General features: G+C 50.8%; 24 protein-coding genes. 20 read left to right on the top strand and 4 right to left on the bottom strand.

Annotation, left to right across the window (positions count from 1 at the left end; all coding sequences use genetic code 11):
- Positions 1–42 precede the first annotated feature (42 nt).
- A complete protein-coding gene (locus ABGT73_RS09580; protein WP_118426177.1) occupies positions 43–1458 on the top strand; it encodes a relaxase/mobilization nuclease domain-containing protein in 1416 nt (471 codons plus the stop codon).
- Between the two features lie 284 nt (positions 1459–1742).
- Positions 1743–2039, top strand: coding sequence for a hypothetical protein (locus tag ABGT73_RS09575; protein WP_002576327.1), 297 nt, complete (start codon positions 1743–1745; stop codon positions 2037–2039).
- 80 nt (positions 2040–2119) lie between these two features.
- Here ABGT73_RS09575 and ABGT73_RS09570 read toward each other — a convergent pair whose 3' ends face one another.
- Positions 2120–2473: a helix-turn-helix domain-containing protein gene (locus ABGT73_RS09570; RefSeq protein ID WP_002576326.1), complete on the bottom strand. Its 354-nt coding sequence runs from the start codon at positions 2471–2473 to the stop codon at positions 2120–2122.
- Between the two features lie 165 nt (positions 2474–2638).
- On the opposite strand from ABGT73_RS09570, the gene ABGT73_RS09565 reads away from it, so the two are divergent.
- From ABGT73_RS09565 to ABGT73_RS09525, 9 genes are all read left to right on the top strand, one after another.
- Positions 2639–2836: a helix-turn-helix domain-containing protein gene (locus ABGT73_RS09565; protein WP_009246557.1), complete on the top strand. Its 198-nt coding sequence runs from the start codon at positions 2639–2641 to the stop codon at positions 2834–2836.
- On the top strand, positions 2826–3440 hold the full coding sequence (bcrR, locus tag ABGT73_RS09560) for a bacitracin resistance transcriptional activator BcrR (protein WP_226394855.1): 615 nt from the start codon (positions 2826–2828) through the stop codon (positions 3438–3440). Before ABGT73_RS09565 ends, bcrR begins: the two co-directional genes overlap by 11 nt.
- 180 nt (positions 3441–3620) lie before the next feature.
- On the top strand, positions 3621–4538 hold the full coding sequence (gene bcrA, locus ABGT73_RS09555) for a bacitracin ABC transporter ATP-binding protein BcrA (RefSeq protein WP_002576324.1): 918 nt from the start codon (positions 3621–3623) through the stop codon (positions 4536–4538).
- Positions 4531–5280 (top strand): ABC transporter permease, encoded by a 750-nt coding sequence (locus tag ABGT73_RS09550; protein ID WP_346669541.1) that lies wholly within the window; start codon positions 4531–4533, stop codon positions 5278–5280. Before bcrA ends, ABGT73_RS09550 begins: the two co-directional genes overlap by 8 nt.
- Entirely contained in the window at positions 5280–6107 is an 828-nt protein-coding gene (gene bcrD, locus ABGT73_RS09545) for a bacitracin resistance undecaprenyl-diphosphatase BcrD (RefSeq protein WP_002576322.1), read from the top strand. Before ABGT73_RS09550 ends, bcrD begins: the two co-directional genes overlap by 1 nt.
- A 167-nt stretch (positions 6108–6274) precedes the next feature.
- Positions 6275–6730 carry an RNA polymerase subunit sigma-70 gene (locus ABGT73_RS09540; protein ID WP_346669540.1) on the top strand — a complete coding sequence of 152 codons (456 nt, stop codon included), beginning with the start codon at positions 6275–6277 and terminating at the stop codon, positions 6728–6730.
- Positions 6731–7229: 499 nt separating this feature from the next.
- A complete protein-coding gene (locus ABGT73_RS09535; RefSeq protein ID WP_002576320.1) occupies positions 7230–7460 on the top strand; it encodes a hypothetical protein in 231 nt (76 codons plus the stop codon).
- Between the two features lie 84 nt (positions 7461–7544).
- Entirely contained in the window at positions 7545–8756 is a 1212-nt protein-coding gene (locus ABGT73_RS09530; protein ID WP_002576319.1) for a site-specific integrase, read from the top strand.
- 145 nt (positions 8757–8901) lie between these two features.
- The gene (locus tag ABGT73_RS09525; protein ID WP_002576318.1) at positions 8902–10113 is read left to right on the top strand and encodes a site-specific integrase; all 1212 of its coding nucleotides are present in this window, start codon (positions 8902–8904) and stop codon (positions 10111–10113) included.
- A 386-nt stretch (positions 10114–10499) separates the two neighbouring features.
- On the opposite strand, the gene ABGT73_RS09520 is transcribed toward ABGT73_RS09525, so the two are convergent.
- Both ABGT73_RS09520 and ABGT73_RS09515 read right to left on the bottom strand, forming a co-directional pair.
- On the bottom strand, positions 10500–11561 hold the full coding sequence (locus tag ABGT73_RS09520; protein ID WP_346669539.1) for a tyrosine-type recombinase/integrase: 1062 nt from the start codon (positions 11559–11561) through the stop codon (positions 10500–10502).
- A 65-nt stretch (positions 11562–11626) separates the two neighbouring features.
- Complete coding sequence (locus tag ABGT73_RS09515; protein WP_204647572.1) at positions 11627–12229, bottom strand: helix-turn-helix domain-containing protein; 603 nt, start codon at positions 12227–12229, stop codon at positions 11627–11629.
- Between the two features lie 163 nt (positions 12230–12392).
- Between ABGT73_RS09515 and ABGT73_RS09510 the strand changes: the two genes are divergently transcribed.
- From ABGT73_RS09510 to ABGT73_RS09475, 8 genes are all read left to right on the top strand, one after another.
- Positions 12393–12635: a hypothetical protein gene (locus ABGT73_RS09510; protein WP_346669538.1), complete on the top strand. Its 243-nt coding sequence runs from the start codon at positions 12393–12395 to the stop codon at positions 12633–12635.
- Positions 12636–12775: 140 nt separating this feature from the next.
- Complete coding sequence (locus ABGT73_RS09505) at positions 12776–13741, top strand: AAA family ATPase (RefSeq protein ID WP_346669537.1); 966 nt, start codon at positions 12776–12778, stop codon at positions 13739–13741.
- Between the two features lie 214 nt (positions 13742–13955).
- Positions 13956–15122 carry a plasmid recombination protein gene (locus ABGT73_RS09500; protein ID WP_346670323.1) on the top strand — a complete coding sequence of 389 codons (1167 nt, stop codon included), beginning with the start codon at positions 13956–13958 and terminating at the stop codon, positions 15120–15122.
- Between the two features lie 18 nt (positions 15123–15140).
- The gene (locus ABGT73_RS09495) at positions 15141–15374 is read left to right on the top strand and encodes an excisionase (protein ID WP_346669536.1); all 234 of its coding nucleotides are present in this window, start codon (positions 15141–15143) and stop codon (positions 15372–15374) included.
- A 96-nt stretch (positions 15375–15470) separates the two neighbouring features.
- A complete protein-coding gene (locus ABGT73_RS09490) occupies positions 15471–16670 on the top strand; it encodes a site-specific integrase (protein WP_346669535.1) in 1200 nt (399 codons plus the stop codon).
- A gap of 195 nt (positions 16671–16865) precedes the next feature.
- Positions 16866–17315 (top strand): low molecular weight protein-tyrosine-phosphatase, encoded by a 450-nt coding sequence (locus ABGT73_RS09485; protein ID WP_346669534.1) that lies wholly within the window; start codon positions 16866–16868, stop codon positions 17313–17315.
- 16 nt (positions 17316–17331) lie between these two features.
- Positions 17332–18522, top strand: a complete 1191-nt coding sequence (locus tag ABGT73_RS09480) for a hypothetical protein (RefSeq protein ID WP_346669533.1) — start codon at positions 17332–17334, stop codon at positions 18520–18522.
- A gap of 116 nt (positions 18523–18638) precedes the next feature.
- Positions 18639–19904, top strand: coding sequence for an amidohydrolase family protein (locus tag ABGT73_RS09475; RefSeq protein ID WP_346669532.1), 1266 nt, complete (start codon positions 18639–18641; stop codon positions 19902–19904).
- A gap of 54 nt (positions 19905–19958) precedes the next feature.
- On the opposite strand, the gene ABGT73_RS09470 is transcribed toward ABGT73_RS09475, so the two are convergent.
- Positions 19959–21278 carry a Sapep family Mn(2+)-dependent dipeptidase gene (locus ABGT73_RS09470; RefSeq protein ID WP_346669531.1) on the bottom strand — a complete coding sequence of 440 codons (1320 nt, stop codon included), beginning with the start codon at positions 21276–21278 and terminating at the stop codon, positions 19959–19961.
- A gap of 203 nt (positions 21279–21481) precedes the next feature.
- Here ABGT73_RS09470 and yfcC point away from each other — a divergent pair, with 203 nt between their 5' ends.
- Complete coding sequence (gene yfcC, locus ABGT73_RS09465) at positions 21482–22999, top strand: putative basic amino acid antiporter YfcC (RefSeq protein ID WP_346669530.1); 1518 nt, start codon at positions 21482–21484, stop codon at positions 22997–22999.
- Positions 23000–23185 lie beyond the last annotated feature (186 nt).

The following is a 23185-nucleotide window of genomic DNA, read 5'->3' as shown; positions in this document are numbered from 1 at the left end:
CACCATGCAGGCCGTTTCTTTTTTGGAAAGGAGGTCTCCCTTATGGCAACCACACGCATCATGCCGCTGCATATCGGCAAGGGTCGGACTGAGAGCCGTGCCATCAGCGATATTATTGACTATGTGGCAAATCCCCAAAAGACCGACAACGGAAAATTGATTACCAGCTATGGATGTGACAGCCGCACTGCTGATGCAGAGTTTCTGTTGGCAAAGCGGCAGTATATTGCCGCCACCGGACGAGTGCGCGGTACAGATGATGTGATCGCCTACCATGTGCGCCAGTCGTTCAGGCCCGGAGAGATCACACCGGAGGAAGCCAACCGGCTGGGCATAGAATTTGCCAGGCGGTTCACCAAAGGCAATCATTCCTTTGTGGTCTGCACCCACATCGACAAATCGCATATTCATAATCACATCATCTGGTCGGCGGTCAATATGGATTGTGACCGGAAGTTCCGTAACTTTTGGGGAAGCACCAGAGCTGTTCGACGTTTAAGTGACACCATTTGTATCGAGAACGGACTATCCATTGTGGAGAACCCCAAGCCCCACGGAAAAAGCTACAACAAGTGGCTGGGCGAACAAGCCAAGCCCTCCCATCGGGAACAGCTACGGGTGATGATTGACCGGGCGCTGGAGCAAAAGCCAGCAGACTTTGACACACTTCTGCAACTGCTTTCCGAGATGGGCTGCGAGGTATCTCGGCGCGGGAAAGCAATCCGCCTTAAAGCTCCCGGCTGGAAGAATGTAGCCCGTATGGATGACAAGCTGGGAGCCGGGTACAGCGAAACAGAAATCCGTGCGGTGCTGGCTGGAGAAAAGCAGCACACGCCCCGCAAGAAATCCACCGTGCAGCCGGAGCCACCCAAGGTCAATTTGCTGGTGGATATTCAGGCAAAATTGCAGGCCGGGAAAGGTGCTGGATATGCACGCTGGGCCAAGGTTTTTAACTTAAAACAGATGGCGCAGACCGTGAATTTTCTTACCGAACATCACCTACTGGACTATACAGAGCTGGAAGAAAAAGCGGTGGCGGCTACCGCCCATCACAATGAGCTGTCAGCGCAGATTAAGGCGACGGAGAAACGCATGGCAGAGATCGCCGTCCTGCGTACCCATATCATTAATTATGCCAAGACCCGCGAGACCTATGTTGCCTATCGCAAGGCCGGTTATTCCCGAAAATTTCGGGAGGAACATGAGCAAGAAATTCTGCTCCATCAGGCGGCAAAAAATGCCTTTGATGAGATGGGAGTGAAGAAGCTGCCCAAGGTCAAAGACCTGCAATCTGAGTATGCCAAACTGCTGGAGGAAAAGAAGAAAACCTACGCCGAGTACCGGCGTTCCCGTGAGGAAATGCGGGAACTTTTGACGGCAAAGGCCAATGTGGATCGGCTGCTGAAAATGGATGAGGAACAGAAAAAAGAACAAGAAAAAGACCACGGCCAGCGGTAAGCCGGTCATGGTCATAAGCGTCCATCGGACGCGTAGCCGCAGAATGAAATTCTGCGTTCAAAGGGGCTTGGGGGCGCTGCCCTCAACAAGCAAAGCAGAGGGGGAAATCACGTCAGGATTTTTCCCTCTGTGGGCCGAGTGTATTAACACCGGCATTGCTTGCCACTTTTGTTCGCAAACAATATCCGTATCCTTTACACGATGATTTACTTTTATTATCATAGTCGTAATAAGTATATAAACTACTTACATATAAGCACCTAAAATATGAAAGGGCTGATAAAATGATGACCTTTGAAAAGGTTTTAGAAGTATTCAACGATTACCTAAATAAAGATAGTGTTTTGGAGGTGGTGAACACTAAGCGAGGATACACCGTTATGATTTGGGATGAAAAAGATGAGCAATGGTTTGGTGTGGAACATTGCAAAGCCCCCGAGCTTTTACGGGATGCCTTACTTGATGGCTATCGTGATTTTTTAGAGCAACAACTTACTCATAACCGCAGGAGTTTAACCGAAACAGAAATCTTAGATATTCAAAACCGATGTGAACAGCTTTATGATTTGTGTGGAGAATAAAAAAATAACCTAAAAAGTGCGATAGCCTGTGTAGGTGTCGCACTTTTTTCAGTTGGCTTGGCTTACGAAAACAGCGTTAATTATTCCGCAGTTTCTCTTGCCTTTTTCAAGCCTTGAGCCGTAGCTTCCATCACGATAAGCTCCTTTTCTTCCATATCATTCAACAGTACATCAACTTGTTTGCGGCGATTGTTGTCGCCATCTTCATTGCATGGAAAAAAGAACTGGTCTACAGAGATGTCAAGCAAGGTAGTAATGAGATAAAATTTGTTAAGCCTTGGGTGCTGCCCCCTGTTCTCTATATACATAATAGAGCGTGGCGTAAGGTCTACCAGTTGGGCAAGATATTCCTGTGTCCACCCTTTTGCTTCCCGAGCTTTTTTTATCGCTATACCTAACGGCTTAAAATCAAGTTTTCTTTCATCTTGGTACATTTTAATATCATCCTATATCATTGTACATTTCGGGTGATGATATTTGAACGAAGTATGATTTTATGTTTAGTAGTGTATAATTTCGTATTAGTGGAGAGAAACTTGCTATTATTCGTCATTCCGTATATAATAATTATATACTCTTTGCGAAAGGAAGTTGATATTATGAATTACATTTCTGTGAAAGCCGCTTCTGAAAAATGGGGCATATCGGAAAGACGGATACAAAAATTATGTGAGGAAAATCGCATTGACGGAACTGAAAAATTTGGTCGTGCATGGATGATACCAAAAGATGCAGAAAAACCCGTTGATGGACGTATGAAAACAAGGAACAAACAGGAGGAGAATCATGGAATTTAATGAAAAGCTACAACAGCTTAGGACTGGAAAGAACTTAACGCAGGAACAACTTGCGGAGCAATTATATGTATCAAGAACAGCCATTTCAAAATGGGAAAGCGGCAAGGGTTACCCTAACATTGAGTCGCTCAAGTGTATTTCTAAATTCTTTTCTGTGACCATAGATGAACTGCTATCGGGCGAAGAACTGATTACACTTGCCGAAACTGAAAATCGTTCCAACTTGAAAAAAATTTACAGTTTCATTTATGGAATATTAGATATGATGGCGGTTACTTTTATACTTTTGCCGTTGTATGGTAAGCTTGTTGACGGATATATTTATTCTGTCAATCTACTTTCATTTACAGACACTACCCCAATATATCTTGCAATCTATTGGATTGTTTTTATTGTTTTGATTGCACTTGGGATAGCGAAACTGATGTGTGTTTGTTTTGAAAAGGAATCATGGAGCAACATAATCACAAAATGCTCTCTCGTGCTGAGTACGCTTTTTATCTGCTTCTTCGCTGCGGCAAGACAACCCTATGTAACCGCCCTTATGTTTCTGCTATTTGTTGCTAAAATATTTGTCTGGATAAAGCAAACCCAAACAAAGTAAAATGCCATAAACCCTTTAAAATAGGCTCTGACACGATAAGTGTCGGAGCTTTTTTCGTGCTGACATCTATTGTGTCGGCATTGTGACGGTAGATTTCTTGGCTTCTATGCAATACTCGTGGATAATAAGATTGTGGTCAGCGAAAACAAGAACAGCAACCCACGGAAAGGAGAATCAAATATGGATTATATCATTGAAACAGAAAATCTTACGAAGCGATACGGAACAGCCACCGTTGTCGATAAGGTAAATCTTCATGTGCCAAAGGGCAAAATTTATGGTTTGCTCGGCAGAAACGGAGCAGGCAAAACCACAGCAATGAAAATGATGTTGCAGCTTGCTTTCCCAACGGAGGGAACGGTACGCTTGTTTGGCACAAACTATAAGGAAAATATCCATACCCTTTATAGCAAAGTAGGCTCTATTATCGAAACACCGGGATTTTACAGTAATTTAACAGGGTATGAGAATTTGCAAATTCTCGCTAAACTGCGAGGGGGAGTATCTAAAAGTGGAGTAGAAAAAGCTCTTGAAGTTGTGGGGCTGCATAAGGAGAAAAGAAAAGTCTTTTCCGATTATTCCCTCGGAATGAAGCAACGGCTTGGTATTGCCGCCGCCATTATGCACGAGCCGGAGCTTTTAATACTTGACGAACCGATTAACGGACTTGACCCCATTGGAATAGTTGAAATACGCTCATTTTTATCTGAACTTAGTCACAATCATGGCATTACCATTTTTATCTCAAGCCATGTTTTAAGCGAGATTGAACAGATAGCAGATATTATCGGCGTTATGCACGAGGGGCATTTAGTAGAGGAAGTGAATATATCCGAGCTTCACAAAAGGAATCGAAAATACATTCAATTTGATTTATCTGACAGTGAGATAGCCGGAAAGATTTTAGAAAACCACTACCACATGACGGATTTTACAGTGCAGGACGGTACGGTGAGAATTTATGACTTTAGCCAAAGTGTTGGAGAAATCAATCGAGAATTTGCACGAAATGGACTGCTCGTGACAAGGATAAATGATAGTGAGGAAAACTTAGAGGACTACTTTTCTAAACTGATTGGAGGTGGCGGTATTGCTTAATCTTATTTCTTGTGAATTATTAAAACTAAAGCGTTCAAAAGTGGTGCTAATTAGTGTGGCAGGGGTATTATCTACCCCACTTTTGATGTTAATAGAAGCCTTGCAAACACATTTTGATAAGCCGGAGATTATCTTTACCTTGTCTGACATATACAGCGACAGTGTACTGTATATCATGCTGCTGGTAAACATTATGATATATGTGGCAATTGCAGCTTACTTGTTTAGCAGAGAGTACACAGAAAGCACCCTCAAAACCATATTGCCCATACCCATTTCAAGGACAAAACTATTAATTGGAAAATTTTGCACCCTGCTTCTTTGGATTGTTATGCTAACCCTTGTAACATGGGCAGGTATATTTATCGTTTGTGGGCTATATGACGCTGTCTTTACATTGGAGGGATATAGCTTACTAGTGGCAATAGTATGGCTCCCCAAGTTTTTGTTTGGCAGTATCCTGATGTTTTTAACAGTTTCTCCTTTTGTGTTTGTTGCTATGAAAACAAAAGGATTTGTCGCCCCGATGATTGGCTCTGCCGTGATTGTCATGGGAAGTGCCGCACTTTCAAATCAAGAATGGGGAGCGTTGTATCCGTGGACAGCCACCTATTTCTTGGTGCAGGGTAAACTTCAGAGTACCGGCTATCCTACACTGCTGTCTGTATCTATTATTATTCTTGTATCAGCAGTTGGTTTTCTTATGACCTTTCATCATTTTAAAAAGGAGGATTTGAAATAATGGTACTTGATTTTATAGAAATTTTAAAAGTTATTTTTCTTGGAATTGTTGAGGGTATTACTGAGTGGCTACCTATCAGCAGCACAGGACATATGATTCTTGTGGACGAATTTATCACACTTAATATGAGCGAAGCATTTAAAGAAATGTTTTTTGTTGTTATTCAACTTGGAGCTATACTCGCAGTGGTTGTAATGTTTTGGAACAAGATGTTTCCCTTTCAATTTAAGAACAAAGCACAGTCAATTGTTAAAAAGGATACTTTCTCGTTGTGGTTCAAGGTTGCGGTAGCTTGTGTACCGTCAGCTATTATGGGGATTCTATTTGATGATTATTTGGATGCTTACCTCCAAACCCCCATTGTGATTTCAATCATGTTAATCTTTTATGGTTTGTTATTCATTCTCATAGAAAATTGGAATAAAAAGCGTACTCCTACTACTATGGCACTTTCTGACATCAGCTATAAAACAGCAATCTTGATAGGGGCATTTCAAGTGTTATCACTTATACCCGGCACATCACGGTCGGGAGCAACGATTATAGGTGCTTTACTCATAGGAGTTTCACGAGTGGCAGCAGCAGAGTTTACTTTTTTCCTCGCAGTACCTACTATGCTTGGAGCAAGTGCTTTTAAGCTGTTAAAATTCGGGTTTGAATTTACAAGTGCAGAACTGCTCGCTCTTGTTCTCGGTATGGCTGTGGCATTTGCGGTATCTGTCTTAGTAATTAAATTCCTAATGAACTTTATCAAAAAACATGATTTTAAGGTGTTTGGTTGGTATCGAATTGTGCTTGGTATACTTGTTGTACTTATAAAATCTTAATAATGCGTTTTCTTTGTGCGCGAATAAAAATGCCAGTTGGTCCTTAAGATCAGCTGGCATTTTTGTTTCTGGGGATGGAAAACAACCCAGAGATTCTCGTTGTCGATCTCCTCCTGATTTTAGTTTGCATGGTGAATTTTGCAAATTGAATCTACAGGAGGTTAATAATGGGATTTAATTATGGATATGAGAAAAAGAAGTTTGATAGTAGATGGAAGCGTTTAGAAGTTGAGTATTGTGATGCAGGGATGAGCGAAGAACAGATTGCTGCCATGAAAGAATATGACTGGGCATGGTTTTGCAGTCAAAGGGTTTTTCAAAACCATACGCAACCAATACCTTGTGAACAATATGATGAAGTATGTGGTCAATCACAGCTGTTCCGAAAGTTTGCATCGTTATCTTATCAATGGGATGTTGATAAGATTGATCAAACGCGATATGGATGGTTGGCTTCGGTGGAAAACGAACAACTACTGTTGAGATTGAAGAAGCTGTCGAAGAAAGATTTGGAGCTATTGACATTACTTTTTGTGGATGGTTATCGTCAAATTGATGTAGCACGTCTTTGGCATTGTTCCAGAAGTGCTGTTGCACAAAGATTTAAAAAAATAAAAAAATAAAAAAATTTTTGAATAACACTTAACAAATGAAGCGTATCAGTGCCTACCCATTGAGGGAAGAACATTCTCCCAATGTGGAGCTTGACAATTTCATAGACGGCATTTCCGGTACATAACCTATGTACGAGCGAATCAGGCACGCCGCGAAGATGGACAGCCCCAGGAGGTGATGAATAGGACTGTTCCGAGCGATCCACGTCAGCCTGATACCCGAAAGTGGCATTTCAGGGCGCGATGACTGCATAGGGGTTAAAGATACTTCCTCACGGCCTCCTAAAGACTTGGGGGGAACTCTGCGGCGCACGAGTAAAACGACGCTGTGGAGTTATGACAGCCGCGCCAGCGGAGACCGGAATGTCCCCATCGCCAGGGGTGCGTGGCAAATGTGGCGAGTAAATTTTTCAAAGTCAGATACCATGCGCTGGCAGCTTCGGTTGCCAGCGCATTCATGTGATTTTGAAAGCAACAACCACATCTTTGACAGAAAGGGGGACCACCTATGGAAAAATTGATTTCGCGGAAAGAGGCTGCCAAATTACTGGGGATTAGCATTGCCACTTTGGATGCAGCTCGAAACAGTGGGCTAATTTCCTATGTTCAGTATGTGCAAAATGGTTGCGTGTACTTTACAGATGCTGGCCTTCAGGAGTATATCGCAAAATGCACCCATCGTGCAAAGCCAGTGGAAAAAAGCGCTACATACCGCAAGCTGCGAAGTGTCCGAGCTTGAGCTGTTCCGTATCCTTGCTGGAACCTAATATGTCTGATAAAACAAAGGTACAGCGCTGGACATTATTCTTAGGAGGTGACGGAATTGGCAAAAAGAAAAAGGGCAATTCCTCAATATGGTACGGTCGTGCTTAACGGCATTGAATATTATAGAACCAGAGTCGAAGATTCGGATGGAAACAGAGTGGCGCTTTATGCAAAGACGCCCGAAAAGCTTTATGACAAGGAACTGGAGGCGTTAGAGCAGATTGACAGTACTACGTTTCGTCGAAGATCGCCTACGGTTGCTGAGTACTGTGAGAAGTGGCTGCTGATGCAGTCCGTCCATGTTCGGGCCACCACCTTGACAGATTATACCTCTAAGGTGCGGCGGCACATTATTGGAGGGCTGGGAGACAAGAGAATGGCTGATGTATCCCTGGATGACATCCAACTTGCCCTCGTACCTGTTTCCAAGAAGTCGGCTTCGGTTTATAAGTCTGTGGTGATTCTCTGCAAGTCCATTTTCCGGGCGGCCAAGGAGAGCCATGTGATTGACGAGGACCCGACCATATACCTGGATGCAAAGGGAGGAGTTCCCCAGGAAGAAAGACAGGCATTGACGGATGAACAGGTTGAGCGGCTTTTGGACACGATCCGGGATTTGCCGCCCTATGTATTTGTGATGATCGGTTTATATGCCGGTCTGCGCCGGGAAGAAATCCTGGCGCTGCAATGGGATTCTGTGTATCTGGATGCAGAGGCTCCGTACTTAACGGTACGGCGGGCATGGCACACAGAACATAACAGGCCGGTCATTCTTACCGAGCTAAAGACCAAAGCGGCACAAAGAAACATTCCTCTCCCGGTCTGTCTGGTTGAATGTCTGAAAGATGCAAAGAAAAAATCCACTTCGGATTATGTGATTGCCAATCGGGACGGTGATCCGCTATCCTATACACAGTTTAAGCGGCTGTGGCAGTATATTGTGACGCGGACTGCAAAGCCGAGAATGGCCAGAAAACTTGTGGACGGAAAGTATGTAAAATATATGCTTTACCCGAAACTTGGAGAAAAAGCCAGGAATAACGGCCATGTGGTATATAGCCTGGATTTTGAAGTGACACCGCATCAGCTGCGGCACACCTACATCACCAATCTGATTCATTCTTCGGTGGACCCCAAAACGGTACAATATTTGGCGGGCCATGAAAGCAGCAAAATCACGATGGACATTTACGCAAAGGTCAAATACAACAGGCCGGATGATCTTGTCAAAGCAATGGGCTGTGCCTTTGACTTATGGGACGCTGTGTAAGTTCCGAACAATTCAGAAAATGAAGTAAGAGCGAGACAAGGATGTCTCGCTCTTAGTTTTTCCTTGGCCGTATCTTTGATTCAATTTGAAATCTCTGATAAAAAGGAGGTGTAGATACATCACCACGCGAGAAAGGAAATTAATTATGGCAAAGAAGAAAAAAAACATACCTCAATATGGAACCGTCACACGAAAGGGTGTCCTGTATTACAGAACCCGGATTCTGGACGCAGACGGCAAGCAGGTGAGCTTGTATGGGACTACCTGCGAGGAACTGTACGATAAAGAGCAGGAGGCGAGACGCCAGGTAGCGGAGATCATCTTCCACCGGGAGCATCCTACTGTGGCCGAGTATTGTGAGAAGTGGCTGTTGATGCAATCCGCAAAAGTGTCGCCGGCTACACTGAAGGGCTACGCCTCCAATATGAAGAACTACATTATCAAGCCTTTGGGAGATATGTATATGGAGGAAGTAACAGCGGATGATATTCGTCTGGCGCTGATCCCATTGTCCAATAAGTCCGAGAGCCTGCACAATACGGTGAATATGCTCCTCAAGTGCATTTTTTACTCGGCAGAGCGGAGCCAGTTGCTGGAATACAATCCGTGTGAGGGGATTTCGGCAAAAGGAGGGAAACCGACCCAAAAGAAAGATTCGCTGACAGACCAGCAGGTGGAAGTGCTGCTGGAAACCGTCAAAGGACTTCCGCCGTATCTGTTTACCATGATCGGCTTATATGCCGGTCTGCGCCGAGAAGAAGCTCTCGCCTTGCAATGGGATTGTGTGTTCCTCGATGCACCCACTCCATATATCTCTGTGCGGCGCGCATGGCGATCAGAGCATAACAGACCGGTTATCTCTACAACGCTTAAGACGAAAGCAGCAAGAAGGGATATTCCCATTCCCAAATGCCTTGTGAATTGTCTGCGGGAAGCCAAGGCTGCCTCCAAATCGGAATATGTGATTGCCGATAGTGAGGGACAGCCCTTGTCATATTCGCAGTTCAAACGTGTCTGGCAGTACATCGTTGTTCGGTCTACCAAGGAGCGTACCTATTATAAGTATGTGAACGGACAGAGCATCAAGTACACTGTTCAGCCGAGTCTGGGAGGACATCAGAAAAACAATCCCAACATTGTGTATAGCCTGGACTTCGATGTGACACCGCACCTGCTGCGGCATACCTACATCACCAATCTTCTGTATGCAGGTGTTGACCCCAAGACGGTCCAGTACCTTGCCGGACATGAGAACAGCAAGACAACTATGGACATCTATGCAAGAGTAAAGTATAATAAACCAGAACAGCTATTCGATGTAGTAAATTCTGCATTTCATCAAGCTGTCCCCTCGTAAAAGTGGCCTGTTTTTTGGTTAAGGAATAGGACAACCGAGGGGCCGAGGCTCAAAAAAGCCCGGAATATCAAGGAAAATCATCGCTCAGACGATTGAAGTACGGCCTCAAAGCCGCCCGTCGCGCTCCGCAGTTCAGCAAGCGCTGATTGTCCGCACTATTTGCGAACTTTTCAGTACGCTTCACGACGATTTTGCACGATTGTGTGCAGAAAATCGGATGCGCCTGACGTGGTGGAATGCAGCAAATCGCCTTGGAACTTGCTGAAAAAGCAGCAGGTAAGAAGCGAGTGTGCAGCAGACCTTACAAAAGCAAATTGCCTATTGCAGGAGACGTTTTCCGCAAGGAGAACGTCTCCTGCTTTTTTATTTGCAAAAAAAGAAAAACCTTATGGCTTGCAAATCATGTTGATACCGTCGATAAGGGTCTGGATATCCAGATGAGTGTACACACGCTCGGTCAGGCTCATGGCACCGGAATGACCGGCAATCTTCTTCTGAATGGTGGGGTTCACACCGGCATCAGCCATCATGGAAATACAGGTGTGCCGGGTGTCGTGAGGCTTGTGCTTCATCCCGTATTCTTCCATCAAAGGGTCCCAGTAGGTGTCGCAGTAATTGAAGTAGTCCAGATGCTTGCCGTCTGTGGTGCAAAGCAGATACTCGCAAGGGGAGAGCTCCATCCATCCTTTGTAAAAGGGCAGCATCTTGTCTGCAATGGGCACCTTCCGGATACCGTTTTCGGTTTTGCTTTCCACCACATCAAAATACTGTTTTTCCAGATGGACGTTCTCCTTTTTCAGATCCAGAAACTCCGAAATGCGGCAGGCATTGTAATTGAGCATGAGCAAAATCTGGCAATAGGGATTGGCTTTGTGTGCCCATAGGGTTGCCAGCTCTTCTTTTGTGAAGATATTGCGGTCACGCCGGTTGGGATTCTTGTCCCGGTAACCTGCCAGATCGACAAATTGGGAATAGTCCTTGTTGCAGATGTCGTTCTTCATGGCATAGGCATACATCTGGTTGAACAGACCCTTTAGCTTTTTCAGCGTAGGATAGTTCTTGCCGCAGGTTTCAATGACAAGCTGCAAGTCACACAGTTTGATCTCACGGAAGGCTTTATCGTACAAAAACCCGCAGACTTTGTACGAAGCCTCATACCCCTTTACATTGGAATGTGAGATAGTGGGATACTTGGATTTGGACCAGCGCTCGTACACTTCGGCGAAGGTGACCTTGGCGGTATCCACATCATAAGGGTTCTGATTGTATTCAGCCAGCATTTTCAGACCTTCGGCTCTGGTTTCAGCATAGCCGATGATGATGAAATCCTGAATCTGTCTGCCTTTTTCTTTATCTAAATGCCAGCCGATGGTTTTGCGTACCATATAGGGTTTTCTGCGTTTTCCGGACATTTTGACTACGCTGCCGTAGCCATTGGGTAATTTCATGTTTTTATCAAACTCCCTTTCGCTCAGGCAGATTTTATGATAAAGAGGAAAACCTCTTATCAACATTACTTCAGATTTTCCAGCTGCTCCTTGGTCATGGCCTTCAGCTCGGCAAGACTATATTTGCTGAGATCGGCAGAGTAGAGGGGCTTGTCTGTCAAGGGCGTTCCGGCATATTGGGCCGTATTCTCCTGCATCCAGCTTTTCATCTGTTTGGGATTGTGCCAGTACTCTTCGGACCATGTGCGCGCGGAGGAGAAGTTCTCCAGAAGGTAGCAAAGCGTTCCATTCAGACTGGCATCAGGATTGTCAGCACGAAAAATCAGGGAAGCGGTGAAATTCCCATCATCGTTTTGCTCGTGTTTGATGTCCACATCAAAATGTAGCTCTTTCTTTTTATTGAGTTCATAGAGTACTGCGATGACGTCGGATAGAGAGTTCAGTTGCATTTGGGGCTCTTCAAACCCCAACAGGTAGGAAGGGGTTACCCCCAAAAAGTTTGCAATGCTGCATACGGTGTCAAAGAAAATCCTGCTTTCACCACTTTCGTAGCTCTGCACGGTACGCAGGCTTTTCCCCAAAAACTTCGCAAGTTGAGTCTGTGTAATATTTTTTTCTGTGCGGACTTCTTTGATGCGCTGTCCGATTTGTTCGTTTGTAAGATTCATGGCTTCTCACCTCGTCTTAATACTATCATAGGAATGCGAAGAAATCAAGCATCTTAGGCAAATTATATGAAAATTAAATTCATATACAAGATTGACATACGCAATAAAACTGCGTATAATGAAATTGCTGAAAAGCAATCACAAGCAGAAGGAGGTGGAAAGCATGGGAGAAAATCAGAACTACGGAAAGATGCCGGCGTTTACGGGGAGAAATGTGCCGGTAACGGAAATTGCAAGGGCAATGCACAAGGACGCGCAGTATGTACGAGTGGGCCTGCAACAGGGAATTTTCAAGTTCGGTTACGCAGTCAAGCTGGAAGGTTCCAACGAGTATAACTACTACTGTCCTGACCGCAAGGTATGGGAGGAAATCGGCTATTTTAACCCGGAGAGTCATGTTGGGTAACAAAAAAGAGCGCTTACCCGTGCAGGGGTAAACGCTCCGATGAAAGACAGTACCAACAGCGGCTGCTGTGTGTAACTATCAGGCACCACTGATATTTTACCACAGCAGCCGCCATTTTTGAAGAAAAAATGGGAGGCTTTATGGAAAATGAGAGTACTGTAAAATTGATTTCCCTGGATACAATTCCCGTACAAGAAGTGGAGTGGCTGGTATATCCATTCATTCCCTGCGGAAAGATCACCATCATTCAGGGCGATCCCGGCGAAGGGAAAACGACCTTTATTCTGCAGCTGATCGCACGTCTCACTACCGGCAGACCTGCATGGGACGGAATGTCTCCTATGACACCCGGCAACGTGATCTACCAGACGGCGGAGGATGGTCTGTCGGATACCATCAAGCCAAGACTGCTCGCCGCCGGTGCGGCCTGTGACAAGGTGCTGGTGATCGACGACAGCGATAGGGCGCTGACACTGGAGGATGACCGGCTGGAACAGGCCATCGTGCAGACCCATGCACGGCTGGTTGTGCTTGACCCGATCCAAGGCTACATCGGGGCCGGGGTGGATATGCACCGCGCCAACGAGATCAGACCGCTGATGCACAGGATCGGTGTCTTGGCTGAAAAGCATCACTGTGCCATTGTCCTGATCGGGCACATGAACAAGAACAGCGGGGAAAAATCCAGTTACCGGGGACTCGGTTCCATCGACTTTCAGGCTGCTGCCAGAAGTGTTCTGGTGGTGGGCCGTATCAAGGATGATCCGACGCTGCGGGTTGTCTGCCCCACCAAAAGTTCCCTGGCTCCGGAAGGAAAGGCTATCGCCTTTCGCCTTGACCCGGAGCAGGGCTTTCAATGGGCAGGTGAATATGACATCAGCGCAGAAGATTTGCTTTCAGGCAACAGCCGAGGGCACAAGCTGCGGGAAGCACAGAATCTCCTGCAGGAAGTGCTGGCGGAAGGAGCTCTGCCGCAAACTGAAATAGAGGCAGCTGCGGAGCAAAAAGGCATCAAGCCCAAAACGCTGCGCAATGCCCGGTACGAGTTGGGTGTCACTTCCCGCAAGGTGGGAAAACGATGGTTGTGGGAATTGCCACAAAAATAATGCAAGGAGGCAAGATGACCCTATCTATAAGAACAGGGCATCTTGCCTTCTTGAAAACAGGAGATTGCTTTTTCAGCTAGGTAGCCCCGCAGGGCGCAAAGGCGCTTTTGATGCGAAGTGTCAAAAGTGCTTTTGCGTTACTCTTGGCAAGAGTAACAGAACCCGCCGGCTTGCGCCGGAGAAAGGAGAAATTTTGAAAAGGACAATCAGCGCCATGGTTGGGAAAGGCTCCCTCAATCATAACAGCCGTGAGTTTTACGCCCCCAATGTAGACCCGTCCCGCAGCCATCTGAACGTGGAATTCTGCAAGGAAGATATCCGAACGGTGTACCATGAACTGTTTGACGCAGCACAGCAGCGTTACAATGCAAGGCAGACACGCAGTGACCGCCGTATAGTGGACTATTACACAAAAATCAGTTCTTCCAAGCAGGAAAAGCCCTTTCACGAGATTGTGCTGCAAATCGGAAACAAGGATGATACCGGCATCAGCTCGGAAACGGCGGACCTTGCCCGACAATGTCTGGAAGTGTATGTCCGTGGCTTTCAAGCACGAAACCGCACATTGCGTATGTTCTCCGCTCATTTGCACATGGATGAAGCGACGCCCCATGTCCATATTGATTTTGTGCCCTATATCACCGGCAGCAAACGGGGAATGGATACCCGAGTATCCCTCAAACAGGCGCTGGCACAGATGGGCTTTGTGGGCGGAACACGCAGCGCCACAGAGTGGAATCTTTGGGTGCAGCGGGAAAAGCAGGTGCTGGCGGATATCATGCAGGAGCATGGTATCGAATGGGAGCAACTCGGCACCCACGAAGAGCACTTGTCGGTACTGGAGTACAAAAAGCAGGAACGCTGCAAGGAGGTCAAGGAACTGGATTCGGCCATTGCACAAAAACGCACCGAAGTGGAAAAGATAGAGGACACCTTGCAGGCGGTCCAGAAACAGGTGGTGGACCTTGATAAGATCGAAGCTGTCAGTGCGAAAAAGGCGCTTTTGAGTGACCGGGTAACGCTGCCGCGCAGCGACTTTGAGAACCTGCTCCATGCGGCCAAACAGTATGTGGTGTACCGCCGTCAGGATGAACAGCTGCAGAAACTGCTGGATGCTGCTCAGGAGAAAATCCGTCAGCTGGAAAGTGTGATGAACAGTCTGAAAGAGAAAGTGGCCGATCTGACCAACAGACTGACCGAGCAGACTGCCCGGTACCGTCAGGCACTCACGGGGGAAAGAGCACGGCGGATGCAGGTGGAAAAAGAGAACGCACGCCTCCAACGGGAAAAAGCAGGCATGGCGGCGCTTCTGCGCAAACATGGAATTGCATGGAAGGAACCCCCGTTGGAGAGGACGAAAGAAGAGTTGAATATCAGATAAAAGCTATGGAGGTGGCTTATGGACAATGAAAAGGCAATGGTCTGTGAGAAGAAGGGCTCGGATATTCCGGTCTGGCGCCGGTATACATTGACCATCGAGGAAGCCGCCGGATACTATCATATCGGGGAAACCAAGCTGCGGATGCTGGTGGATGAGCATCCCAACGAGGATTTCTTTGTGATGAACGGGAACCGCGTCCTGATCAAGCGGGAAAAATTCGAGCGGTATCTGGACAGGGCAACGGCCGTATAACAGGATTTCCTATGGCATAGCTATGCGGAGAGCCAAACTTGTGCTATGATAAAAGTGCAAGTCTGGCTCTCCTTTCTTTTACAAGGAGAGATTACCATGAGTGAAAAAAGACGTGACAATCGCAATCGGATTTTGCGCGATGGTGAGTATCAGCGCAAGGATGGGAGGTATCGGTATCGCTACGTTGACGAAAACGGCAAGGAGCAAAGTGTATACAGTTGGCGGCTGGATAAGAACGATCCCATGCCCAAAGGGAAAAAGCCCGAACTTTCTCTGAGAGAAAAGAAAAAGCGGATTGAGGCGGATCTGTATGACCACATTGTAACCAATGGCGGGGACTACACGGTTCTGGAACTGGTAGAGAAATACATATCTCTGAAAACCGGCGTCCGCCAGAATACCATTGCAGGCTACAAGACGGTGATTGCCACCCTGAGAAAAGACGCCTTCGCTGGGCAGCGCATTGACAGGGTACACCTGTCCGATGCCAAAGCATGGCTGATCAAGCTGCAGCAGGTGGACGGTAAAGGGTACAGTTCCATTCATTCCATCCGGGGCGTTCTGCGCCCGGCTTTCCAGATGGCGGTGGACGATGACCTGCTCCGCAAGAATCCCTTTGATTTTGAGCTGGCCTCGGTGGTGGTCAATGACTCGGTGACCCGGGAGGCCATCACACGGAAGCAAGAACGGGATTTGCTGCAATTCATCAAGGAGGATAAGCATTTCAGCAGATATTACGACGGAATCTACATCCTCTTTCACACAGGGCTGCGTATTTCGGAATTCTGTGGCCTGACCATGCAGGATATTGAATTTTCCGAGATGCGTATCAAGGTGGATCATCAGCTTCAGAGAACGTCCCGGATGGAGTATGTGATTCAGCAGCCCAAGACGGAACGCGGTATCCGCTATATTCCCATGACGGCGGACGTGGCCTCCTGTTTTCGTCGGATCATTGCCAACCGGCGGACTCCGAAAGGAGAGCCGATGGTGGACGGATACGCGGGTTTTCTGTTCCTGGACAAGAATGACATGCCCATGGTGGCGCTCCACTGGGAAAAGTACCTGCAGCATATCGTGGAGAAGTACAACAGGATCTACCGCATCCCCATGCCCAAGGTAACGCCCCATGTGTGCAGGCACACCTTCTGTTCCAATATGGCAAAATCCGGGATGAATCCCAAGACCCTGCAGTACATCATGGGCCATGCGGACATCAGCGTTACCCTCAACACTTACACCCATGTGAACTATGAAGATGCCAAGGGAGAACTGCTTCGGCTGGCCCATGCATGAAAAGGCCCGTTGGTAAACTTTTTGAATTTACCAACGATTTACCAATGTTGCAGGGAAAAACATGGGACGTGCTGAGAAGATGTGAAAAGATATCTTCCCGGAACGGGTCTTTGAGGCACAAGAAAAAACAACGATACACCAAATAATATTGGACGTTTGAAACGAAATGAAGCACTTTTGAGGAGTTCTGAAAAGATGGTAAAAATCCTGTTTGTTTGCCACGGCAATATCTGCCGCAGTCCCATGGCAGAATTCGTGATGAAAGATCTGGTGGAAAAGGCCGGTCTGGCCGGAAATTTTGCAATCGCCTCGGCCGCCACCAGCACCGAGGAGATCGGCAACCCGGTCTATCCGCCGGCCCGGCGCAAGCTGGCGGAGCACGGTATCTCCTGTGCAGGCAAGACGGCCCGGCAGATGACCCGGGCGGATTATGACCGCTATGACCTGCTCATCGGGATGGACCACGCCAATCTGCGCAACATGACGCGCATCTGCGGCGGCGACCCGGCGGGCAAAATCCACGCTCTGCTGGACTACACCGGCCGCCCCGGTGAGGTGGCCGATCCCTGGTATACCGGGGATTTTGAGGCCACCTGGCGGGATGTGTATGAGGGCTGTACGGCGCTGCTGCGCAATCTTCTATAAAAGGGAGGACACCGTGATGAGAAAACTGCCCCTGGCAATCCCTGCTTTGCTGCTGGCGGCGCTGACCGCCTGCGGTCCGCTGCCCGTCAAAGAGGCAACACCGGTGCCCACGGCGACCCCGGCGGCGACGGAGCAACCCACACCGACCCCCACGGCGGCACCCACTCCTGCGCCGGACCCCAGCGCCGGGCTGGACTACGAGATGCTGACGCTGCCAACCACGCCTCAGCCGCCCCATATCTATGACAGCTATTTTATGGCCCGGGACGATCTCGAAACCGAACGCAGCAACGGTTCCACTTTCGTGGAGGCTTTGTACACCAACGATGCCGAAAAGATGCGGAGCGTTTTGTCCGATTCCCTGCTGGAAAGCAGCCTGCCGCTGCCCGACCTGACCGGTCTGGTCATCACCGATGTGTCCATGGGCGGCGGTGTATACGAAGCCCCCTATGCAACGCTGACCATCGCGGACCCGGGCGCCACCGGATTGCCTGCGGGGGATCACGAGTTCCGCTTCTCCTTCGATGAGGAGGGCAAGGTGGAAGAATTTTACCTGCAGAGCGGTGACCTGGAGGATGCTGTGGCCCAGGGAATGGGGCTGGAACCCGGTGCCTGGGAGGCGCTGGGGAGTCTGGATGTGAAGGATACCTTCGAGGACGATGTCCATCTGACAACCGCCACCCGGGTGGTGGGCCGCAAACTGGACGCCTTGGGCTGGACGGTGGGGGAGGTACGGGCCTTTGCCATGACCGAACGCAAAGTGTACGATGGGCACAGCAATCTGACGGAATACGCCATGACCTCCTGCGAGGAACTGCCGGGGGATTGGCCGGCACCCCGGGACCGGTATGAATGGTATACCCGGCCGCCCGAGGGCAACTGCCTGAGCGAAGCGCAGCTGCAATCGGTCAGCGACCAGCTGAACACAGTATTCTCCCAGCTGCGGGAGGGGACCTACACCTGGGAATGGGAGGATGACCCCGACCAGGCCGCCCTGCATCTCTGGGAGGCATCCCGCCCGGTTCCGGTGGCGGTGACGCCGGATGTGCTGCGCAGCGACGAACAGGTGGATTTCAACCCGCAGTGCACCCGCCTCTGGGTGCCGCTGCCCGAGGGCTGCTGGGCAGTCTGTACCCTTGCGGAGGATGGTTCGTTGGACCTGTTTTCGGGGTTCAGCTTTGCGTTGGCGTCGCCCGCAGCCGAATAGACGCAGCAGGTACAATCCAGTGCAACTGCGCTTTCCCCAAAGTGCGGTTGCTTTTTTGGGATGGTTGTGCTACACTGACCCGCGGAAAATATTTCGATTCAAAAGGAGTAATTCCCATGCAAACCGCCTTTGCCGTCAAAGGCAATCTTTTCTATACGCCAGTCTGCGGGAAGCTGGCCCGGTATCCCGGGGCCTACCTGGTCTGTGAGAACGGTACCGTGGCAGGTATTTTCGACACGCTGCCTGATCGGTATCAGGGCATCCTGGTGGAGGACTACGGCGACAAGCTGATTCTGCCCGGTCTTGTGGACCTGCACGTCCACGGGGGACAGTACGCCTACCGCGGGCTGGGCATGGACATGGAACTGCTGGACTGGCTGGAGAAGAACGCCTTCCCGGAGGAGAGCCGCTTTGCCGAGGCCGCCTACGCCGAGGCGGCCTACCACATTTTTGTGGATGCGCTTTTGCACAGTGCCACCACCCGGGCCAGCATTTTTGCCACGCTGCACCGCCCGGCCACGCTGCGGCTCATGGAGATGCTGGAGCAAGCGGGGCTGCCCTGCTTTGTGGGCAAAGTCAACATGGACCGCAACAGCCCCGACTACCTGCGGGAATCCACCGCGGAATCCCTGGCCGAGACCCGCCGCTGGCTGGAAGAGAGCCGGGACTTTGCCGTTGTACGCCCCATTCTGACGCCGCGGTTCACCCCCAGCTGCACCGACGACCTGATGAACGGCCTGGGAAAACTGCACCGGGAGTTCGGCACGCCCGTGCAGTCCCATCTGTCGGAAAATCTCTCCGAGATCGCCTGGGTGCAGCAGCTTTGCCCGGGCACCCGGTTTTACGGCGAAGCCTATGCCCGGTTCGGCCTCTTCGGCGGGGACTGCCCCACCATCATGGCCCACTGCGTCTGGAGCGGGGAGGAGGAGCGTGCCCTCATGAAGGAGCAGGGCGTCTTCATCGCCCACTGCCCCCAGTCCAACATGAATGTCTCTTCGGGCATCGCCCCCGTCAAGCAGTATCTGCGGGAAGGCCAGAAGGTGGGCCTGGGCAGCGATGTGGCAGGCGGCGCCCATCTGTCCATCTTCCGGGCCATGACCGATGCCATCCAGTGCTCCAAGCTGCGGTGGCGGCTGGTGGATCAGGACACCCCGGCCCTCACCCTGCCCGAGGCGCTGTACATGGCCACCAAGGGCGGCGGGGCCTTCTTCGGCAAGGTGGGAAGCTTTGAGCCGGGCTACCAGTTTGACGCCGTGGTGCTGGACGACAGCACCCTGTCCACCACCCGCAGCTGTACCCTGGACGAGCGGCTGGAACGGCTGGTCTATCTCTCGGACGGCCGCCCCTGCGCCAAGTACGCGGCGGGCCGCAAACTGTTCTGAATTGCAAAAATGCCCCGGATCCTTTGGATCCGGGGCATTGCTGTGTAAAACGGATCAGTCGGCCAGCACCAGATAGGAAAAAGCCCGGCGGTACACTTCGGCGGCCTGCATCAGTTTGATGAGGGAGACCCGCTCATTGGGCTGGTGCTCGGTGGTGGGGCTGTGGGGCATGTTGGCCCCGAAGGCCACGCAGTTGTCGAAGGCGCGGGCAAAGGTGGCGCCGGCCGAGATGTAGGGCTCGGTCCGGGCGTCGCCGGTCACCTCCCGGTAGGCCTGGAGCAGTTTGGATACCAGGGGACTGTTCAGCGGCACATGGATGGGCCGCAGCCAGTCGAATTCCTCCACCGTCAGGTGGTAGGCGGCGGCCTTCTCCCGGATGATCTGGAGGACCTCCTCCTTTTCCAGCGTCACCGGCAGGCGCAGGTCCAGCCCCAGCACGGCGCCCTGCTCGCCCAGCGTGAACTGGCCCAGGTTGACCGTCACCGGCCCCGAGAAGTCCGACAGATCCCGGTCGGTGAAGCCCTCGAAGCGGAACTTGCCGTCCAGCACGTCGCAGGCAAAAGCGATGGCATCGTGTTCGTACCCGGCCTTGCCCAGGGCGCGCAGCAGGTTCAGGTTGGCGCTGACCCCCTTCCAGGGATTCTTGGCGTGGGCGGTCAGGCCCTCGGCGCAGACCTGGGTGTCCGTCACATGGAAGGGCAGCTCCAGTTCCTCCAGGGCGTGCTCCACCGCTTCGTCCCGGGGGCATTCGGCGTGGGAGGATACGGCGTTCATACTGTCGCCGCCGCTGCAGGCCAGGGCGAAGGGCTTATCCGAGTGGACCTTCAGCTGCAGCAGCCCCTTCTCGGCGTAGGTGAGGGGGAAGGTGGAGTCCGGCACAAAGCCGCTCACCGGCAGTTCCTCCCGTTCGCAGTAGGCGTGGATGGAATGCCACATGGTCTCCTCGTCGATGCCGAAGATGAACCGCACCCGCTTGTTCAGTGTATGGCCCTCATCCAGCAGCGATTTGAGGGCAAAGACGGCGGCCACCGTGGGGCCCTTGTCGTCCTGGGTGCCGCGGCCGCAGAGCCAGTCCCCCTGCACCATGGGGCGGAAGGGATCGTGGTCCCAGCCGTCCTCCTGGCGGGCCTGCACCACGTCCAGGTGGCACAGCACACCGAACAGTTCGCCCTCACCGATCTCGGCATAGCCGTACAGACCGTCGGGGGCCTTGAAGGTGCGGAAGCCCAGGTCCTTCATCATGGAGAGGGTCACATCCAGACAGTGGTTCACCGCGGGACCGAAGGGAAAGTCGGGACTTTCGGCAAAGACCGAGGGAATCTCGACAAGGCGGCTGATGGCAGCGATCATCGCGGCCCGATAATTGTTCATCATGGCAAAGCTCCTGTGGTTGAAACTTGTGCACAAACGTGCAGACAATAGAAGTATAGCCTTTTGAGAAGATATTTGCAAATGTTTTTGTGTTTTTCATTGCATTTTCTTACATTTTACGCTACTATAATAGGGCACTTGGCGGGGTATGCGGTGAAAATCCATGCATACCGCGCCAGATTTTATGCAGGAAGTGATAAGGAATCGTGGAAAAACAGAAGAAAAAGACCATCCAGATGCCGCACACCTATGTGATCATCTTTGCGGTGGTGGTCGTCTGCGCGCTGCTGACCTACCTGATCCCGGTGGGCAGCTTCCAGACGCAGGACATCAGCTACATGGTGGGGGACACCGAAAAGACCCGCACCGTCATTGTGGCGGACAGCTTCTCCTATGCGGTGGATGAAGCAGGCAACCGGGTACGCAACGGCGTGCCGCTGTTCGGCACCGAGGACTTCGGCGGCCAGGGCATGCTCAACTATGTGTTTGAGGGCCTGACCTCCGGCGACAAGTCCGGCAGTGCGGTGGGCATTGTGGCCTTCATTCTGGTCATCGGCGGTGCTTTCGGCATCGTCATGCGCACCGGCGCGGTGGATGCGGGCATCCATGCCATGATCCGCCGGACCAAGGGCCGGGAGATCATCCTGGTCCCCGTGCTGTTCACCCTCTTTTCGCTGGGCGGCGCGGTCTTCGGCATGGGCGAGGAGGCCATCCCCTTCGCCATGGTCATTGTGCCGCTGACCATCGCCATGGGCTATGACGCCGTGGTGGCCGTCTGTGTGACCTACGGCGCCACCCAGATCGGCTTCGGCACCAGCTGGATGAACCCCTTCGGCCTGGCCATCGCCCAGGGCATCGCGGGGGTGCCGGTGATGTCCGGCACCGCCTTCCGCATCGTCATGTGGGCGGTCTTCACGCTGGCCGGCATCGCCTTCACCATGGTGTATGCCCGCAAGATCAAGAAGAATCCCCAGCTCTCGGTGGCCTATGAGAGCGACGCCTACTACCGCAACCAGATGGCCAAGACCGACGGCGAGGCAGTGCCCTTCACGCTGGGCCAGGCCCTGGTGCTGCTCAGCGTGCTGGCCACCATCGTATGGACCGTGTGGGGCGTGGTGACCCAGGGCTACTACATTCCGGAAATTGCTTCCCAGTTCTTCGTGATGGGCCTGGTGGCCGGCATCATCGGCTGCATCTTCCACCTCAACGGCATGCGGCCCTCCGACATGGCCTCCTCCTTCCAGAGCGGCGCCGCCGACCTGGTGGGCGCGGCTCTCGTGGTGGGCATGGCCCAGGGCATCGTCATCGTGCTGGGCGGCACCGATCCCACCACCCCCAGCGTCATGAACACCATCCTGTACACCCTGGGCAACCTGCTCAGCGGCGTGCCCGGTGTGCTGGCGGCCTGGCTCATGTATGTCTTCCAGAGCCTGTTCAACTTCGTGGTGGTTTCCGGCTCCGGGCAGGCGGCCCTCACCATGCCCATCATGGCGCCGCTGGCCGACCTGGCCGGCATCACCCGGCAGGTGGCCGTGCTGGCCTACCAGCTGGGCGACGGCCTGACCAACCTCATCGTGCCCACCTCCGGCTGCCTGCTGGGTGTGCTGGGTGTGGCCCGTCTGGAATGGGGCAAGTGGGCCAAATTCCAGATCAAGATGCAGGGCATGCTCTTTGTGCTGTCCACCATCTTCGTGGTGGTGGCGGTCATGATCGGTTTCGCCTGATCCTGTTCCCAACACCGGAAGACCGGTTCCAGGAGGTGTTTCTCCCCGCAGGGAGAAACGCCTCCTTTTTCTTTTGTAACGGAAAAACCGGAAGAATCCAGAAAAAGATGAAAATATAAATGCTCGTCAAAATGCATAGTTTTGAAATTTAAATAGAACCAATAAATTATTTTATAACAAATTTTG

It is taken from the genome of uncultured Subdoligranulum sp., from assembly GCF_963931595.1.
Lineage (GTDB): Bacteria > Bacillota > Clostridia > Oscillospirales > Ruminococcaceae > Gemmiger.
This window is presented reverse-complemented; position numbering and strand designations above follow the sequence as displayed.

What these genes read in the sequence shown, in the direction of transcription:
- ABGT73_RS09495 (WP_346669536.1), top strand. Translation starts at nt 15,141, where the DNA reads ATGGACAATGAAAAGGCAATGGTCTGTGAGAAGAAGGGCTCGGATATT.
- ABGT73_RS09515 (WP_204647572.1), bottom strand. Translation starts at nt 12,229, where the DNA reads ATGAATCTTACAAACGAACAAATCGGACAGCGCATCAAAGAAGTCCGC.
- bcrR (WP_226394855.1), top strand. Translation starts at nt 2,826, where the DNA reads ATGGAATTTAATGAAAAGCTACAACAGCTTAGGACTGGAAAGAACTTA.
- ABGT73_RS09535 (WP_002576320.1), top strand. Translation starts at nt 7,230, where the DNA reads ATGGAAAAATTGATTTCGCGGAAAGAGGCTGCCAAATTACTGGGGATT.
- ABGT73_RS09490 (WP_346669535.1), top strand. Translation starts at nt 15,471, where the DNA reads ATGAGTGAAAAAAGACGTGACAATCGCAATCGGATTTTGCGCGATGGT.
- ABGT73_RS09470 (WP_346669531.1), bottom strand. Translation starts at nt 21,278, where the DNA reads ATGATGAACAATTATCGGGCCGCGATGATCGCTGCCATCAGCCGCCTT.
- ABGT73_RS09480 (WP_346669533.1), top strand. Translation starts at nt 17,332, where the DNA reads ATGAGAAAACTGCCCCTGGCAATCCCTGCTTTGCTGCTGGCGGCGCTG.
- ABGT73_RS09565 (WP_009246557.1), top strand. Translation starts at nt 2,639, where the DNA reads ATGAATTACATTTCTGTGAAAGCCGCTTCTGAAAAATGGGGCATATCG.
- ABGT73_RS09485 (WP_346669534.1), top strand. Translation starts at nt 16,866, where the DNA reads ATGGTAAAAATCCTGTTTGTTTGCCACGGCAATATCTGCCGCAGTCCC.
- ABGT73_RS09525 (WP_002576318.1), top strand. Translation starts at nt 8,902, where the DNA reads ATGGCAAAGAAGAAAAAAAACATACCTCAATATGGAACCGTCACACGA.
- ABGT73_RS09520 (WP_346669539.1), bottom strand. Translation starts at nt 11,561, where the DNA reads ATGAAATTACCCAATGGCTACGGCAGCGTAGTCAAAATGTCCGGAAAA.
- ABGT73_RS09475 (WP_346669532.1), top strand. Translation starts at nt 18,639, where the DNA reads ATGCAAACCGCCTTTGCCGTCAAAGGCAATCTTTTCTATACGCCAGTC.
- ABGT73_RS09505 (WP_346669537.1), top strand. Translation starts at nt 12,776, where the DNA reads ATGGAAAATGAGAGTACTGTAAAATTGATTTCCCTGGATACAATTCCC.
- ABGT73_RS09510 (WP_346669538.1), top strand. Translation starts at nt 12,393, where the DNA reads ATGGGAGAAAATCAGAACTACGGAAAGATGCCGGCGTTTACGGGGAGA.
- ABGT73_RS09500 (WP_346670323.1), top strand. Translation starts at nt 13,956, where the DNA reads ATGGTTGGGAAAGGCTCCCTCAATCATAACAGCCGTGAGTTTTACGCC.
- bcrA (WP_002576324.1), top strand. Translation starts at nt 3,621, where the DNA reads ATGGATTATATCATTGAAACAGAAAATCTTACGAAGCGATACGGAACA.
- ABGT73_RS09540 (WP_346669540.1), top strand. Translation starts at nt 6,275, where the DNA reads ATGGGATTTAATTATGGATATGAGAAAAAGAAGTTTGATAGTAGATGG.
- bcrD (WP_002576322.1), top strand. Translation starts at nt 5,280, where the DNA reads ATGGTACTTGATTTTATAGAAATTTTAAAAGTTATTTTTCTTGGAATT.
- ABGT73_RS09575 (WP_002576327.1), top strand. Translation starts at nt 1,743, where the DNA reads ATGATGACCTTTGAAAAGGTTTTAGAAGTATTCAACGATTACCTAAAT.
- ABGT73_RS09580 (WP_118426177.1), top strand. Translation starts at nt 43, where the DNA reads ATGGCAACCACACGCATCATGCCGCTGCATATCGGCAAGGGTCGGACT.
- ABGT73_RS09570 (WP_002576326.1), bottom strand. Translation starts at nt 2,473, where the DNA reads ATGTACCAAGATGAAAGAAAACTTGATTTTAAGCCGTTAGGTATAGCG.